16 protein-coding genes are annotated in these 16,155 nt (G+C 60.0%); 13 read left to right on the top strand and 3 right to left on the bottom strand.

Annotated features, from left to right (window positions below; genetic code table 11):
* Positions 1 to 54: 54 nt before the first annotated feature.
* The 3 genes from AAFO90_RS10865 to AAFO90_RS10855 form a co-directional block, all read right to left on the bottom strand.
* Complete coding sequence (locus tag AAFO90_RS10865) at positions 55 to 486, bottom strand: universal stress protein (protein ID WP_274829272.1); 432 nt, start codon at positions 484 to 486, stop codon at positions 55 to 57.
* Positions 483 to 3,470, bottom strand: a complete 2,988-nt coding sequence (locus AAFO90_RS10860) for a TRAP transporter permease (protein ID WP_347509426.1) — start codon at positions 3,468 to 3,470, stop codon at positions 483 to 485. Before AAFO90_RS10860 ends, AAFO90_RS10865 begins: the two co-directional genes overlap by 4 nt.
* Before the next feature lie 128 nt (positions 3,471 to 3,598).
* A complete protein-coding gene (locus AAFO90_RS10855) occupies positions 3,599 to 4,564 on the bottom strand; it encodes a TAXI family TRAP transporter solute-binding subunit (protein WP_065270355.1) in 966 nt (321 codons plus the stop codon).
* Positions 4,565 to 5,015: 451 nt separating this feature from the next.
* Here AAFO90_RS10855 and mtnA point away from each other — a divergent pair, with 451 nt between their 5' ends.
* The 13 genes from mtnA to AAFO90_RS10790 all read left to right on the top strand — a co-directional run bounded on the left by mtnA (position 5,016) and on the right by AAFO90_RS10790 (position 16,140).
* Positions 5,016 to 6,125 (top strand): S-methyl-5-thioribose-1-phosphate isomerase, encoded by a 1,110-nt coding sequence (gene mtnA / locus AAFO90_RS10850; protein ID WP_347509425.1) that lies wholly within the window; start codon positions 5,016 to 5,018, stop codon positions 6,123 to 6,125.
* Positions 6,122 to 6,787, top strand: coding sequence for a class II aldolase/adducin family protein (locus tag AAFO90_RS10845; RefSeq protein ID WP_347509424.1), 666 nt, complete (start codon positions 6,122 to 6,124; stop codon positions 6,785 to 6,787). The genes mtnA and AAFO90_RS10845 overlap by 4 nt, the downstream gene beginning before the upstream one ends.
* Positions 6,788 to 6,906: 119 nt before the next feature.
* Positions 6,907 to 7,968, top strand: coding sequence for a dipeptidase (locus AAFO90_RS10840; RefSeq protein WP_347509423.1), 1,062 nt, complete (start codon positions 6,907 to 6,909; stop codon positions 7,966 to 7,968).
* Positions 7,969 to 8,021: 53 nt separating this feature from the next.
* A complete protein-coding gene (locus AAFO90_RS10835) occupies positions 8,022 to 9,617 on the top strand; it encodes an ABC transporter substrate-binding protein (RefSeq protein WP_347509422.1) in 1,596 nt (531 codons plus the stop codon).
* Positions 9,618 to 10,676: an ABC transporter permease gene (locus AAFO90_RS10830; RefSeq protein WP_274837117.1), complete on the top strand. Its 1,059-nt coding sequence runs from the start codon at positions 9,618 to 9,620 to the stop codon at positions 10,674 to 10,676.
* Positions 10,673 to 11,590 (top strand): ABC transporter permease, encoded by a 918-nt coding sequence (locus AAFO90_RS10825; RefSeq protein WP_065270361.1) that lies wholly within the window; start codon positions 10,673 to 10,675, stop codon positions 11,588 to 11,590. Before AAFO90_RS10830 ends, AAFO90_RS10825 begins: the two co-directional genes overlap by 4 nt.
* Positions 11,587 to 12,444 (top strand): ABC transporter ATP-binding protein, encoded by an 858-nt coding sequence (locus tag AAFO90_RS10820; protein ID WP_274837118.1) that lies wholly within the window; start codon positions 11,587 to 11,589, stop codon positions 12,442 to 12,444. Before AAFO90_RS10825 ends, AAFO90_RS10820 begins: the two co-directional genes overlap by 4 nt.
* On the top strand, positions 12,441 to 13,211 hold the full coding sequence (locus AAFO90_RS10815; RefSeq protein ID WP_347509421.1) for an ABC transporter ATP-binding protein: 771 nt from the start codon (positions 12,441 to 12,443) through the stop codon (positions 13,209 to 13,211). Before AAFO90_RS10820 ends, AAFO90_RS10815 begins: the two co-directional genes overlap by 4 nt.
* A 5-nt stretch (positions 13,212 to 13,216) precedes the next feature.
* Positions 13,217 to 13,375, top strand: a complete 159-nt coding sequence (locus AAFO90_RS10810) for a hypothetical protein (protein WP_347509420.1) — start codon at positions 13,217 to 13,219, stop codon at positions 13,373 to 13,375.
* A 69-nt stretch (positions 13,376 to 13,444) separates the two neighbouring features.
* Entirely contained in the window at positions 13,445 to 13,825 is a 381-nt protein-coding gene (locus AAFO90_RS10805) for a transposase (RefSeq protein ID WP_347509419.1), read from the top strand.
* Entirely contained in the window at positions 13,822 to 14,169 is a 348-nt protein-coding gene (tnpB, locus tag AAFO90_RS10800; RefSeq protein WP_347509418.1) for an IS66 family insertion sequence element accessory protein TnpB, read from the top strand. The genes AAFO90_RS10805 and tnpB overlap by 4 nt, the downstream gene beginning before the upstream one ends.
* A 61-nt stretch (positions 14,170 to 14,230) precedes the next feature.
* A complete protein-coding gene (locus AAFO90_RS10795; protein WP_347509457.1) occupies positions 14,231 to 15,844 on the top strand; it encodes an IS66 family transposase in 1,614 nt (537 codons plus the stop codon).
* On the top strand, positions 15,844 to 16,140 hold the full coding sequence (locus AAFO90_RS10790) for a hypothetical protein (protein ID WP_347509417.1): 297 nt from the start codon (positions 15,844 to 15,846) through the stop codon (positions 16,138 to 16,140). Before AAFO90_RS10795 ends, AAFO90_RS10790 begins: the two co-directional genes overlap by 1 nt.
* Positions 16,141 to 16,155 lie beyond the last annotated feature (15 nt).

Raw genomic sequence — 16,155 nt, 5'->3', positions numbered from 1 at the left:
AGGCGCCACAAGCAGGCGCCTCTGATCTGTCGTACTCAGCTTTAGACCGCAGATCTACCGAACCACGTAGACCGAACAGTCGCTGTGCCGGATTACCCGCGCGGCGTTGGGGCCAAGCAGGTAATCCTTGAGGTCGGGCTTATGCGCGCCGATCACGATCAGATCGGTTCCCGCCTTTGCCGCCACTTGCAGGATTTCCTGATAGGCGGTGCCGGTGGCGACCACATGGCGCACCTTGGCGTTCCGCTCCGCGCCCAGAACCTCTTCGCAGAGGTCCCGCAGATGCGCAGTAGTGTCCTTGACCGCCTTATCGTGGTGATGCTCTTCGAAAAAGCCGGAGACCCAGCTTTCGCCGAAATCCGGCAGGACATTCACCACATCCAGCTGGGCATCATCCAGCGCAGCGAGCCGCGCCGCCTGTTCCAGCACCTTGCGGTCCAGCGCCGCATCGCTCAGTTCAAGCGCACATAGAACGGATTTGCTCATGCCGGTACTCCTTCCTTGCTGGCGCGACCGCGCTGCATCATGGCCACCAAGGCCAGCAACAGCAATGCGGGGATAAAGATCAGCTCCTTGGGCAGTTGATCCTGCGGCGCCTTGATCTCAGTGACCTGAACCGGGTCATCGCCATAGAAATCAAAGCTGCCAAGGACCTCTTCTGCCGGGGTACCGAAACCAGGCGCGTCCAGTTTCATCAGCCCGTCTTCAGGCAACAGCACCAGACCGATTGCCTCGGCCATGGCCAGACCATCGCCGGAGCCATCCGACGGGATCACCAGCGTTGTGGAAGCCGCGCCGCCAGTGTCAAAATCGGGACCTTCGATGCGCAGGCGCAATTCCTGCCCTGCTTCAGAAGCCGAGAGCACCTCGACCAGTTCGCTCGGGGCCGCCTCGGCAAAGGGGGGCATGATCCGGTTCATGAAGAAATCCGGACGGAACAGGGCAAAGGCCACAAGAACCAGAAGCACGCTTTCGTAGATGCGGCTGCGGGTCAGGAAATAACCCATCGTCCCGGCGGTAAAGACCAAGATCGCGATGGTCGCCGATATGGCCACCAATATGCCTTGAGCCCATGTCACATCAATCAACAGCAGATCGGTATTGAAGATGAACACAAAGGGCAGCGCCACGGTGCGCAGAGAGTAGAAGAAGGCAACGAAACCTGTGCGGATCGCATCGCCGCCGGAGACAGCCGCCGCAGCAAAGCTGGCAAGGCCCACAGGCGGTGTCACATCGGCCATAATACCGAAGTAGAAGACGAAAAGATGCACCGCGATCAGCGGCACGATCAGCCCCGATTGCGCGCCAAGCTCTACCACGACACCGGCCATCAGCGAGCTAACCACGATATAGTTCGCCGTGGTCGGCAGCCCCATGCCAAGAACCAGCGACAGAAGGCCGACCATGATCAGCATCAGGATCAGGTTTCCACCAGACAGGAACTCCACCAGTTCGGACATCACCTGCCCCACGCCCGTCAGCGTCACGGTGCCCACGATCACACCCGCTGTCGCGGTTGCCAGGGCGATGCCAATCATATTGCGGGCACCGTCGATCATGCCGTGCCACAGATCGCTCACCCCATCCATGAAGTTGAAGGCAAGGTTGGACTGTCCCCGGAACAGGGCCTTGAGCGGTTTCTGCGTCAACAGGATCACAAACAGCAGGGCCGTCGCCCAGAAGGCCGACAGGCCGGGCGATTTCTGTTCGATCATCAGGAAATAGACCAGTACGATGATCGGCAGCAGATAATGCAGCCCCGCCTTATAGATCTTGCCCACATCCGGCAGCTCCACATCCTCGGCATTGGGATCGTCCGGCACCAGATCCTCGACCCCGGCAGCGAGCTTCAGCAACGCCACATAGGCCGCAACCACCAGCAGCGACAAGACTGTGCCAGAGGCTTCGGGCATCAGCGAAATCACCCAACCGACGGGATATTGCACGCCGTAACACAGCGCCGCGAAACCCGCGAAAAACGCCGCCATACCTCCGATTGTGCGGCCCATGGAGACCACCCGGTTGCCCAGCGTCGGCATGTTCCGCTTCACCGCCTCCAGATGCACGATATAGACCAGCGCGACATAGGAAATTGCAGCCGGGAGGAAGGCATGGGTGATGACCTCGACGTAGGAAATCCCCACGTATTCAACCATCAGGAAGGCCGCAGCCCCCATCACCGGCGGCATGATCTGACCGTTGACCGATGAGGCGACCTCGACCGAGCCGGCCTGTTCATTGGTAAAGCCCACCCTTTTCATCAAGGGGATGGTGAAGGTGCCCGTGGTCACAACGTTGGCGATGGAAGAGCCTGAGATCAGGCCTGTCGCTGCTGAGCCGACAACAGCCGCCTTAGCCGGGCCACCGCGCAGGTGGCCAAGGGCGCCAAAGGCCATTTTGATAAAGTAATTCCCGGCGCCCGCCTTATCCAGCAGCGCCCCGAACAGCACGAAGAGAAAGACGAATTTGGTGGAAACGCCAAGGGCGATGCCAAAGACACCTTCGGAGGTGATCCACATATGGCTCATCGCCTTTTTCAGGCTGGCGCCTTTCCAGCGGATCACTTCGGGCACCACGTCAGAGGAGCCAAAGAACACATAGGCGAGGAAGATCGTGGCAATGATTGCCATCGCGGGCCCCAGGGCGCGACGCGCGGCTTCGAACAGGATGATCAACCCAGCCAGCGCAAAGAATTTGTCGACATCATCGGCCAGACCGCCGCTGTCGACGATCTTTTGATAGTTAAGGAAGCCATAGACCGCCACATAAACGCCCGCAGCGGCAAGAACCCAGTCCTGCACCGGCACGAAACCCGGCTCGGGATTGGCCCATTCCCGCAGGTAGGCCAGAACCATCACGGCCGCTACAATCAGCGCGACCACGATGGAAAAGAGCGCCAGAGAACCGCTCCAACCGTCAAAAAGATACTGCCCAAGGATCGCCACCGCGCAATAGGTCAGTAGTGCCACCGCCGCGAAAATGCCAAGCGCGCTGGCCATGCTCTCCAGCCGCGTCGCCATACCCGATCCGTTCAGATAGGTCGGCAGCACCAGCACCAGCGCCACCAGAGCCGACACGACAACCGCCACCGACACCGACATATCCGGCGCGATGGCCAACAGCACCGCCACGCCAAAGGCACCAATGCCCAGCAGTGTTCCCAGGTGTCCCAGCCAGAAGCCAACCAGATTGCGGCTTTCCCGGCTCATGGCGGGATAAGCCATGAACCCCAGCATCAGGGCGAAGGCCAGGTGGATCAGCCGTGAATTGTTATTGACGGCGCCCGGAAGCAGATAGTTCGAAAGCGGTGAGGCCAGAATGACCTGAAACAGCGACCAGCTTACGGCGACAAGTGCAAGAGACAGGCCCACAGCCCCAATGGGGTTGCGCGCACCGGCGTCCGAGGACGCGACCAGTTCCTGCAGTTCTTCCTCGCTAAGCGGTCGATTTCCTTGAGCATCGGATGTCATGGATGATCTCCCCTGCGGACGCCCTGATATGGGATCCGGCTATTGTGATTGGCGCCATCACCGATGAGAGGCCCGGCAGGCGCAAAGCGGGGCGCCAATGCGCCCCGCCTGTTGGTTATTGGCCGATCTTACTCGATCCAGCCCATTTCCTTGTAGTATTTGGCAGCGCCATCATGCAGCGGCGCCGACAGGCCGTCCTTGATCATCTCTTCCGGCTTCAGGTTGGCAAAAGCAGGGTGCAGTTTCTTGAAGGCGTCGAAGTTTTCAAAGACCGATTTCACAACCGCATAGACCGCGTCTTCGGACACGTCGGTCGAGGTCACGAAGGTCGCGCCCACACCGAATGTCTTGGTGTCTTCGTCAGACCCACGGTACATGCCGCCCGGGATCGTCGCAGTACGATAGAAGGAGTTGTCGGCAACCAGTTTGTCGACGGCTTCACCGTCCACGGTGACCAGAACCGAGTCACAAGCGGTGGTGGCTTCCTGGATCGAGCCAGAGGGGTGACCCACGGTGTAAACCATCGCGTCGATCTGGTTGTCGCACAGGGCAGCGGATTGCTCGGCCGCCTTCAGTTCGGTCGCCAGAGCAAAATCTTCCATGCCCCAACCCTTGGCTTCCATCAGAACTTCCATGGTGCCGCGCTGACCGGAACCCGGGTTGCCGATGTTGACCCGCTTGCCTTTCAGATCGTCAAAGTTGGTGATGCCTGCATCGGCACGCGCCACAACGGTAAAGGGTTCCGGGTGGACCGAGAACACCGCGCGCAGACCTTCAAAGGCGCCCTGCTCTTCGAATTTGGAGGTGCCGTTATAGGCATGGTACTGCCAGTCGGACTGGGCAACGCCGAACTGCAGCTCACCTTCGCGGATGGTGTTGATGTTGTAGACCGAACCGCCGGTGGATTCGACGGCGCATTTGAAGCCGTGTTCCTTGCGGTTCTTGTTGACCAGACGGCAGATCGCGCCGCCCGTCGGATAATAAACGCCGGTCACACCGCCGGTGCCGATGGTGATGAATTCCTGCGCCTGCGCTGCCGGAGCCATGAAGGCCGCGGTCACAAGCGCACCGATGGACAGTTTTGCGTGTTTCATCGTTTCTATACTCCCTTTTTCATTCTTGGTGACACTCTGCACCTCTGTGCGACTGTCAGCTCTCAATCAAAATCCGGAGACTTAACAGTCTGGCTCAGCAGGCAGGAACGCCCAACTCTTTTGCTAAAGTCTGCATATGCAATAGATAAAGCTCAGCTTCCGGCGCGCATCGGCGCCTGTCAACTCTGCCGTTTGGCGAAAGGGTTGAAAAACCGATCTTCCCGCATATGTGACGCCCTGCGTTGGATTTTCCCCGCTCTCAGCCAGACCCACCCGGATTCGCATAACTGTGGCAGAATGCCGCACCGAAATGCAAGACCTCTTCCTGCGTCAGGTTTCCACTTCCGGCACAATTGAGCGGCTCCATGGGCGCGCTCTTGCAAGGGTCAGTATTTTCCGCGAAAAAAGTTCCAACACACCAATCCAGCCGTCCCGGCAGAAAGAGGCTCTCGTGAAGGTCAACGGAACCCCGTACCGGTCCCTGTGGTGGGAAGAGAATGCACAGGCTTTGCAGATCATCGACCAGCGCTGGCTGCCCTATGATTTCCGGATCGAGCAGCTTGAGACTCTGGCAGAGTACTGCGAGGCGATCACCGGAATGCATGTGCGTGGCGCGCCTCTGATCGGCGCCACCGCAGCCTACGGCATGGCGCTGGCCGCACGGTTGGACCCTTCGGATGCCAATCTGGACGCAGCCTGGGAGGCGCTGAACGCGACACGCCCGACGGCCATCAACCTGCGCTGGGCGCTGGACCGTTGCCGCAAAGCCCTGCGTCCGATGGCAGAGACAGATCGCGCCACAGCGGCCCTGCAACTGGCCCATGACATTGCGGATGAGGATGTCGAGATCAACCGCAGGATCGGCCAGCACGGTCTTGAAATCATTAAAGAGATCGCCGCGAAGAAACCGGCGGGCGAGCCTGTCCGTCTGCTGACCCATTGCAATGCCGGGTGGATCGCAACCGTGGATTGGGGCACCGCCACCAGCCCGATGTATCAGGCCCATGATGCAGGTCTGGATATCCATGTCTGGGTCGATGAAACCCGGCCCCGCAACCAGGGTGCGCTGACCGCATGGGAGCTCGGCAGCCACGGTATCTCCCACAGCTATATCACCGACAATGCCGGCGGCCATCTGATGCAGCACGGACAGGTGGACATGGTGATCACCGGCACTGACCGAACCACCCGCAACGGCGATGTCTGCAACAAGATCGGCACCTATCTGAAGGCGCTGGCCGCCCGCGACAACGGTGTGCCCTTTTACGTCGCACTGCCCTCGCCGACCATCGACTGGACGGTTTCCGATGGCGTGCGCGAGATCCCGATCGAGGAACGCGCAGGCCGCGAAGTCAGTCATGTTCAGGGCGCCTTGCCGGATGGTATGATCGGTACGGTTGAGGTCACGCCGAAAGACAGCGGCGTCGGCAACCCCGCCTTTGACGTGACCCCCAGCCGTCTGGTCACCGGGCTGATCACCGAACGCGGCGTCTGCGATGCCAGCGCCGAGGGGCTTGCCGGGCTATTTCCGGAGTTTGCAACCTCTGGCGATCCGGCATGAGCGCGGCGCCCTACGCCGACACGCCCGAGCTGCGGCAGGCCATCATCGACGCCTGCCTGTCGATGGAGCGCCAGCAGATCAATCAGGGCACCTCGGGCAATATCTCGGTGCGGGTCGGGGACCAGATGCTGATCACCCCTTCGGGCGTGGATTACGCCCGAATGACGCCGGAGATGATCGTTGCCATGCCGCTGGACGACGGCGCCCCGGCGCCCGGACAAATGAAGCCTTCCTCGGAATGGCGGTTCCACCGCGATATTCTGCGTGAAAAGCCCGCCGTCAACGCGGTCGTGCACGCGCATCCCGTCAATTGCACCGCGCTGGCGATGAACCGGACCGAGATCCCAGCCTGCCATTACATGATCGGCGCCTTTGGTGGCGATACGGTTCCGGTGGCAGACTACGCCCTGTTCGGCACTGCAGAACTGTCAGACAATGTTCTGAAATCGCTAAAAAATCGGGCAGCCTGCCTAATGGCCAATCATGGTGCGGTTGTCATCGCGGACACGTTAAACCGGGCGCTGTGGCGCATGGTGGAGCTGGAAACACTGGCCAAAGGCTACGTCACCAGCCTGTCGGTTGGACAGCCCCATATTTTGAACGGCGATGAAATGGCCAAGGTCATGGAGGCCTTTGCTGATTATGGCCTCAAAGATATCTGAGAGGTGATCCCAAAGCCCTCGCGGTCGGCTTTTCCTCTGGACATTTGCGACGTGTGACGGAAGGCTGCCGGTTATTGAATCCAATATTCACCGATATTCTCTGAGCCGAAGGACCCTTCATGACTGCCCCCCTCATCTTTGACGGCCACAACGATCTTCTGCTGCGCATTCATAGCGGCGCAGTCTCCGCCGGTCCCGATGGATTTCTGGGCAACGGCGGAAACCAGATTGATATGGAAAAGGCACGCGCGGGCGGGTTTGGCGGCGGTTTCTTTGCCATTTATGTTTCAAACGAGAACACATCTCTGGATGAAACCGAGATGGACAAACCCGCCTATGATCTGCCCCTGCCAGAAATGGTCGATTGGCCCGCAGCCAGCCGGGTTGCCCTGTCGCAGGCCTCCATCCTGATCAAGCTTGAGCGGGAAGGCGCGCTGGCCATCTGCCGCAGCACCGATGAGATCCGCGCTGCCATGGCAGAAGGCAAGCTGGCTGCCGTGATGCATATGGAAGGCGCCGAGGCCATCGACCCCGATTTCCACATGCTGGACGTTCTTTATGCCGCTGGCCTGCGCTCGCTTGGGCCGGTGTGGAGCCGGGAAACCATCTTTGGCCACGGCGTGCCGTTCCGATACCCGTCAACCGGGGACACCGGGCCGGGACTGACGGCAGACGGAATCCGCTTGATCAAGAAATGCAATGACTTGCGGGTCCTTGTTGATCTTTCTCACCTGAACGAGGCGGGGTTCTGGGACGTCGCAAAACACAGCGACGCTCCGCTGGTCGCCACCCATTCCAATGCCCACGCCATCAGCCCGCACAGCCGCAACCTGACCGACCGGCAGCTGCACGCGATCCGCGATAGCGATGGTATCGTGGGGCTCAATTTCGCCGTGGCCTTCCTCCGCGAAGACGGGCGGATGGATGAAAACACACCTATTGACCAGATGATCAAACAACTTGACTATCTGATGGAACAGCTGGGCGAAGATCGGGTCGGACTTGGGTCTGACTTTGACGGCGCCACTGTTCCGGCCAAGATCAGCACGATCGCCGGTCTGCCGCACCTGCGTAGCGCCATGCAGGCGCGGGGCTATGATGCGGAGCTGATCACGAAACTCTGTCACGGCAACTGGATGCGGGTCCTCGACAAGACCTGGGGCCACACCAGCGTCGCCTGACTGGGCCGCCGCAAGGCAAAACAAAAAACCTAATAAAAACAGGGAGTTTACAAATGACAATTATGACACGTCTGATGGGCACGGCCGCGCTTGGCCTGGCTTTGGGTCTGACCACCCTGCCCGCCATGGCAGCAACACCCGACAATATGCTGGTGATCGCCAACCGGATCGACGACATCACCACGCTGGATCCGGCGCAAAGCTTTGAATTCGCGGGCTCTGATGTCCTGCGCAATGTCTATGGCAAGCTGGTGAACTTCGACCCCGAGAATCTGGATGCAGGATATCAGCCCGATCTGGCCGAAAGCTGGACCGTTTCCGAGGATGGCCGCACCATCACCTTCACCATGCGCGAAGGTGTGAAATTCCAGTCCGGAAACCCGGTCCGCGCCGAAGACGTGGCTTTCTCGCTGAAGCGCGTCGTCCTCTTGGACAAGACCCCGTCCTTCATCATCACCCAGTTCGGTTTCACCCCGGAGAATATCGACGAAACCATCGTTGTTGACGGCAACACCGTCTCCATCACCACTGACAAGCGCTACGCGACCTCCTTTGTGCTGAACTGTCTGACCGCCACCATCGGTGCCATCGTTGATGAGAAAACCGTCATGGCCAACGAGGTCGACGGCGATATGGGCAACACCTGGCTGGCGACCAACTCTGCCGGTTCCGGCCCCTACACCCTGACCAGCTGGAAGCCGAAGGAAAGCGTCACCCTGACCGCGAACCCCGATTTTTACGGCGGTGAACCGGCGATGAAGCGGGTGATCGTCCGCCACGTGCAGGAAAGCGCCACCCAGCGCCTGATGCTGGAACGCGGTGACATCGACGTGGCCCGCAACCTGAACCCGTCGGATGTGGACGGTGTGCGCGCGGCTGATGGTGTTGAAATCCTCGAAGAGATGCGCGGCCGTCTGATGTATATCTCGATGAACCAGAAGCACCCCGAGCTGTCCAAGCCCGAGGTCCGTCAGGCGCTGAAATACCTGATCGACTATAAAGGCATGGAAAGCAGCTTCCTGAAGGGCGCCTATGTCGTGCATCAGAACTTCCTGCCGAAAACCTATCTTGGCTCGGTCAACGAAAACCCCTTCTCACTGGATCTCGACAAGGCCAAGGAACTGCTGGCCGAGGCAGGCGTTGATGGCATGGAGCTGACCGTGGGCGTGCGCGAAGCGCAGGAACGTCTGGAAATCGGCCAGTCGCTGCAGAACACCTTTGCGCAGGCCGGGATCACGCTGAACCTCGAAGTCGGCACCGGCAAGCAGGTGCTGGGCAAATACCGCGCGCGCGAGCTGGACATCTATCTGGGCGCATGGGGTCCGGACTATCCTGACCCCCATACCAATGCAGGCACCTTTGCCTACAACCCGGACAATTCGGATGAGGCAAACGCCACCGGTCTTCTGGCCTGGCGTAACGCCTGGGATACCGCCGGTCTGACCGAGAAAACGGCTGCCGCCGTGGTCGAAGGCGATACCGAGAAACGCGCCGAGATGTATCACGAGATCCAGGCCGAGTTCCGCGACAACTCGCCCTTTGCGGTGATGTTCCAGAAGGTGGAGCAAGCCGGTGTGGCCGAAAACGTCGAAGGTCTCAGCCTTGGCGGCGCCATCACCGCGGTCTCCTACTGGTCCGTGACCAAGTAAATGACCACGTCGAACACCTATGTGAAGAGGCAGCCACGGCTGCCTCTTCCGGCATGGCTGCGAGGCGTGCTGGTCACCCTTCTGTCCATTTCCATCACCATGCTCGGGCTGTTGTTCGTGACCTTTGTGATTGGTCGCGTGATGCCCATCGATCCGGTTCTGGCGGTGGTCGGCGAACGCGCCACCGAGGCGCAATACGATGCCGTCTTTGTTGAACTTGGGCTGGATAAGCCCCTGATCGTACAGTTTTTCTACTATGTCTCCGATGTGCTGCGCGGCGACTTCGGGACATCGCTGCTGACCGCACGGCCCGTTGCCGATGATATCGTCCGCGTCTTTCCGGCGACCTTTGAACTCGCCACAATCGGCATTCTCTTTGGCTGCCTTCTGGGCGTGCCGCTGGGCGTCGTGGCCGCGGTGAAACGCGGCAGCTGGATCGACCAGATCGCCCGCGTCGTGGCGCTTGTGGGCTATTCGATGCCGATCTTCTGGCTGGGCCTGATGGGCCTGTTGCTGTTCTACGGCATTCTGGGCTGGGTCGGTGGACCCGGGCGTCAGGGCATCTTCTACGAGGACATGATCCCCGTCGTCACTGGCATGATCCTCTTGGATTCCATCCTCGCCGGTGACTGGGGTGCCTTCTGGGATGCCTTTTCCCATATCGTTCTGCCTGCCTCGATCCTGGGATATTACAGCCTTGCCTATATCAGCCGCATGACGCGCTCCTTCATGCTGGAGCAGCTATCGGCCGAATATGTCACCACCGCCCGCGTCAAAGGCATGAGCGAATGGGCCGTGGTTTGGCACCACGCCTTCCGCAACATCCGGGTGCAACTGATCACGGTGATCGCGCTGAGCTATGCCAACCTTCTTGAAGGGTCGGTGCTGACCGAGATCATCTTCTCCTGGCCGGGGATCGGCAGCTATATCACCACCGCGCTGCTGTCTGCGGATATGAACGCCGTTCTGGGCGGAACCGTCGTGGTGGGCCTCGTGTTCATCTGCCTGAACGTGTTTTCCGACCTTCTCTACAAAGTCTTTGATCCGAGGTCCAAATGAGCAGTCAAACCGGAACGCTGCGCGACTGGCTTCTGTCAGATACGCCAACCTCGCGTCGGCAGGCCCGCTGGGCAGCCGTATACAAAGGCTGGCTGACGCTGAAATCCAACCATATGGCCATGGCGGGCCTTGCCATTATCGTAGCCCTGATCGCGCTGGCGATCTTTGCGCCGCTCATCGCCCCGCATGATCCTTTCGTTCAGGATCTTGGCAACCGCCTGCAACCGCTGGGCAGCGAGGGGCACCTTCTGGGGACGGATTCCCTTGGCCGCGATATCCTCAGCCGGTTGATCTGGGGCGCCCGGATCACCCTTTATATCGTTGCGCTGGTGGCGCTGATCGCGCCCATCGCCGGGCTTCTGGTGGGCACCGTGTCGGGCTATGCCGGGGGCTGGGTCGATGTGATCCTGATGCGGATCACCGATATCTTCCTCGCCTTTCCCCGTCTGGTTCTGGCGCTGGCCTTTGTCGCTGCGCTGGGTGCGGGCATCGAAAACGCCGTGCTCGCCATCAGCCTCACGGCCTGGCCGCCCTATGCGCGCATGGCGCGCGCCGAGACTCTGACGATCCGCTCCTCGGATTATATCAGCGCCATTCGTCTGCAAGGCGCAGGCCCCTTGCGGATCATCATCAAACACATCTGGCCGCTGTGTATTTCTTCGCTGATCGTGCGGGTGACACTGGATATGGCCGGGATCATCCTGGCCGCTGCCGGCCTTGGCTTTCTCGGCCTTGGCGCGCAGCCGCCCAGCCCGGAATGGGGCGCGATGATCTCCGAAGGGCGACGGTTCATTCTGGATCACTGGTGGGTTGCCACCATGCCAGGCCTTGCCATTTTCACCGTCTCGCTTGCCTTCAACCTTCTGGGTGATGGCCTGCGCGATGTACTCGACCCAAAGGACAGCGCCTCATGAGCACGCTTCTGGACGTAAAGAACCTCTGGGTGAAATTCCCCACCCGCAACGGCGTGGTCGAAGCTGTGCGCGGCATCTCCTTCTCGCTGGGCAAGGAACGGCTTGGCATCGTTGGCGAAAGCGGCTCGGGAAAGTCCATGACCGGCCGCGCCATCCTGCGCCTGATCCGCCCGCCTGGGGTAATCGAGGCTGACCATATTTCCCTTCATGGTCAGAATCTTATGGATCTGAGCGAAAGCAAGATGCGCGCAGTGCGCGGGCAAAAAATCTCGATGGTGATGCAGGACCCCAAGTTCTCGCTGAACCCGGTCATGACCATTGGCGATCAGATCATCGAAGCCCACCGTCTGCACGCGAAATCCTCGCGCAGCGAGGCGCGCGCGAAGGCCATCGAGATGCTCGAGGCGGTGTCGATCCGCGATCCCGAACGGGTGATGAAAGCCTACCCGCACGAGATGTCCGGCGGCATGGGGCAGCGCATCATGATCGCCATGATGCTGATCCCGAACCCCGAAATCCTGATCGCGGATGAACCGACCTCCGCGCTCGACGTCTCGGTTCAGGGGCAGGTCCTGTCGATCATGGACAAGCTGGTGAAGGACCGCGGCATGGGGTTGATCTTCATCAGCCACGATCTGAACCTTGTGTCGCAATTCTGCGACCGGGTGCTAATCATGTATGCCGGGCGCATTGTCGAGGTCTGCGAAGCTGACAAGCTGCACGAGGCGCAGCACCCCTATACCCGGGGTCTGCTCGGCTCCCTGCCCCGGTTCGATGCACCGCGCGCGCGGCTGGATGTGCTGCAACGGGATCCCGCTTGGCGCGATGCCCCCAGCGTGGAGGCCCGCACATGAGCGTCGCATCCAAAGACATTGCGCTGAAAGTTGAGGACCTGAGCGTCTATTTCGGCGATCACCACGACCTGTTTCAGGCGGTCAAATCCGCCAGTTTCACCGTTGAAAAGGGCGCCAGTTTCGGTCTTGTCGGCGAAAGCGGGTCGGGCAAATCGACCATCCTGAAGGCGCTGACCGGTCTTGCTCCGCAGTGGGAAGGACATATGCATGTCGCCGGGCAGGACCTGGGACGTAAACGCGACCGGACCTTCTATCGGACCGTGCAGATGGTGTTTCAGGACCCCTATGCCTCTTTGCATCCGCGCCAATCGGTGGATCAGGTTCTGTCGGAAACACTGCACCTGCACGGGTTCACGGATATCGACGACCGGGTGGATCAATTGCTACGGGATGTGGGTCTTGGCCCGGCCTTCCGCTTTCGCTATCCGCACCAGCTGTCCGGTGGTCAGCGCCAACGTGTGGCGATTGCACGCGCCCTGGCGCCAGAGCCGGAGATCCTGCTTCTGGACGAGCCGACCTCGGCGCTGGATGTGTCGGTTCAGGCTGAAATCCTGAACCTTCTGAGTGACTTGCGCAAAGAACATAACCTGACCTACATCATGGTCTCTCATGATCTGGCGGTGGTGGCTCATATGTGTGACAGGGCCGCGGTGATGCAAAACGGCGAGATCGTCGAGATCCTCAGCATCGACGACATGCGCAACGACCGCTCCAGTCACGACTATACGCGCCACTTGCTGGCGGCCTCAGCCAACCGGGTGGCCTGACGACCATGGCGGAAATCGGAACTGTTGAACCCATCGCACAGGGCGGCCTGCTGAAAGGCCGCCCTGTGCGCCTCTTTGTGCTCGATTTCGGGCTGTTCCGGGTCCATTCAAACGGGCGCAAGATCGGCATCTGTGTAACCGCTCCATTGGCACCGCCTGCCTGAAGATTGGTTTTTGATCTAAGACACGTGTTTAATGACGTCTCTAGCGACGTCTCTTATGCGGGGTCTGCGATGCGTGGCGAAATTCTTGGAGTGGAGCGGCGGCGCTTCTGGCATGACGACGAAAAGCTCGAGATTGTCATGTCGGTTGGTGTCGGTGGAGCGAGCGTGACCCAGGTGGCGCAGCGCCATGAGATCAGGCGACAACAGATTTACGCATGGCGGCACGACCTGAAGAAGAAAGGTCTTTGGTCGCCTGATGCAGGGGCTCTCTTTTATCCGTTGGACGTTCCCGTCGCAGATGCAGCACTGGTCGCGCAGCCCACAGTCGTCGAACCGTCCAAACCGACCGCAGTTGAAGTGCGTTTGCGGGGTGGTCGCTGTCTGCATTTTGACAGCGCAATCGACCCGGTCGCGCTGACTGGGCTGATCCGGGCGGTTGAAATCGCATGATCGGTCCTGGCACCGGTGGGCGTGTGTATCTGGCTTGTGGGGTTACGGATATGCGCAAAGGGATCGCTGGGTTGGCGGCACTTACTCAGGATGTGTTGCGCCAAAAACCGACCAGTGGCGCGGTGTTTGCGTTCCGGGGGCGGCGTGGTGATCGGATCAAGCTGCTGTATTGGGATGGGCAGGGGTTTTGTCTTTATTATAAAGTGCTTGAGCGCGGACGTTTTCCTTGGCCGAGCGCCAAGAATGGCTCCGCCCGCCTGACCTCGGCGCAGCTCGCGATGCTCTGGGAGGGCATTGACTGGCGGCGTCCTGATTGGGGAGCTCCGCCTGTGCGCGTCGGGTGAATTTGGTCTGTATATGCGTTATTTATATGGTGCTTCGACTTACTTTTTGGTAATCAAGCGCATGTCGAAACCTGCTGTAAACCTCCCCGATGATCCCGCTGCTTTGAAGGCGATGATCGCGGAATTGCAGGCAGAGAACGCCAAGATCACAGCGACCTTGCGCGTCCACGATCAACTGGTTCAGGCACTTCGCTTGCGGATCGCCAAGTTGCAGAAACTGGCTTTTGGCAAATCCTCGGAAAAGATTGAACGCGAGATCGAGCAACTGGAACTGGCGCTCGAAGACTTGCTGGTTGCCGTGGCTGAAGACGATGATGCGCCCATCGATGAAGGGCAGGACGAACCGGCCAGTGATGAGTCCTCTGCGCCCGCCTTGCGCCGCCGACCGCGTGTGTCTGATGCGACCCTGCGCGAGCGCCATGAGCTTGATCCCGGCACCTGCTGTCCTGACTGTGGTGGCGATTTACGTGTCGTGGGTGAGGATGTCAGCGAACTTCTCGACATGATCGCCGCGCAGATGAAGGTTGTGCAGATCGCCCGGATCAAGAAGTCCTGCCGTCGTTGCGAAAAGATGGTGCAAGAGCCCGCGCCAAGCCGTCCGATCCCGGGCAGCATGGCGGGCCCGAACTTGTTGGCGCATGTTTTGGTCTCAAAGTTCGACGATCACCTTCCCCTCTATCGCCAGCACGAGATATTTGAACGCATGGGGGCAGACATTCCCGAAAGCACACTTGTGGGCTGGTGCGGCCGTGCGATGAAAACTCTATCGCCGCTGATCGAGAGGATTGAGGCGGACATCATGGGCAGCGATTTGCTCCATGCGGACGATACCCCAATCCGTGTGCTGGACCGGTCAAGGCGCGACAAGGGGCTTGGCAAAGGGGTCAAACAAGGCCGGATCTGGGCCTATGTGCGCGACCAACGTCCTTGGGCGGGGGGCGCACCACCCGGCGCTGTCTATCGGTTTGCGCCAGACTGGAAAGAGGAGCACGTTCTCAGCCATCTGGCTGACGCGCACGGCATCCTTCAGGCTGACGGCTACAAAGGTTATGCCAAGCTTTACGCGCCTGAACCGGGTGGCGTGCCGCGGTTGCGCGAGGCGGCTTGTTGGGCGCATCTGCGGCGTGACTTCCATGATTTTTGGACCTCAACCAAGTCCGAGATCGCCCGCGAGGCGCTCGACCGGATCGGCAAACTCTACGACATCGAGCGCGACATCAACGGCCAGCCCGCTGACGTCCGCCATGCCGCGCGTCAAAGGTTGAGCCAGCCAAAGGTCGTGAGCTTCTTTGCCTGGTCCGAACAGCAGCTCCTGCGTATTCCAGGCAAGAGCGATCTGGCCAAGGCGTTCCGCTATGGCCTCAGTCGAGAAGACGCATTCAGTCTCTTCCTGACGGACGGTCGTGTGGCCATCGACAACAATCCAGCCGAGCGCGCCCTGCGCCCGATTGGCATAGGAAGGAAGAATTGGCTATTTGCAGGAGCCTACACCGGCGCGGAAACCCTCGCGCGCGCCATGACGGTCATCGAAACGGCCAAGCTCAACGGTCTTGACCCGCAGGCCTATCTTGCCGACATTCTCGACCGCATCCACGATCATAAGGTCAACCGGCTGGATGAGTTGCTGCCGTGGAATTGGGTGCCGCTGACAGCTGCACACTCAAAGGCGGCCTGATGGCTGCGGTGACCCATGTCTGCACCATCGACTATGTCGCCAAAATGCTGGGCGAGGACGTCGAGCTTCTCGAAGCGATCATCTCCAACGACGACAACCTCACCTATGGCAACATCGTCAGTGTATATGCCGGCGCTGACGAAACCGTGACCGCACTGACCGACGACGGCATCGCGGAGCTGAAGGACATGATCGGCGACGCCCGTATAACCACCGAAACCTGGCATGAGTTCCTTGAAGACTTCGTCGATGACGCTGAACTGGTCGACCGCATCAAGGCCAAATCACCGTGGTAACAATGGAGCGGTTAC

The organism is Phaeobacter sp. CAU 1743 (genome assembly GCF_039839315.1).
In the GTDB taxonomy this organism is placed as follows: domain Bacteria; phylum Pseudomonadota; class Alphaproteobacteria; order Rhodobacterales; family Rhodobacteraceae; genus Phycobacter; species Phycobacter gallaeciensis_A.
The sequence above is the reverse complement of the archived record's forward strand: the minus strand, read 5'-3'. Positions and strand labels throughout refer to the sequence as shown.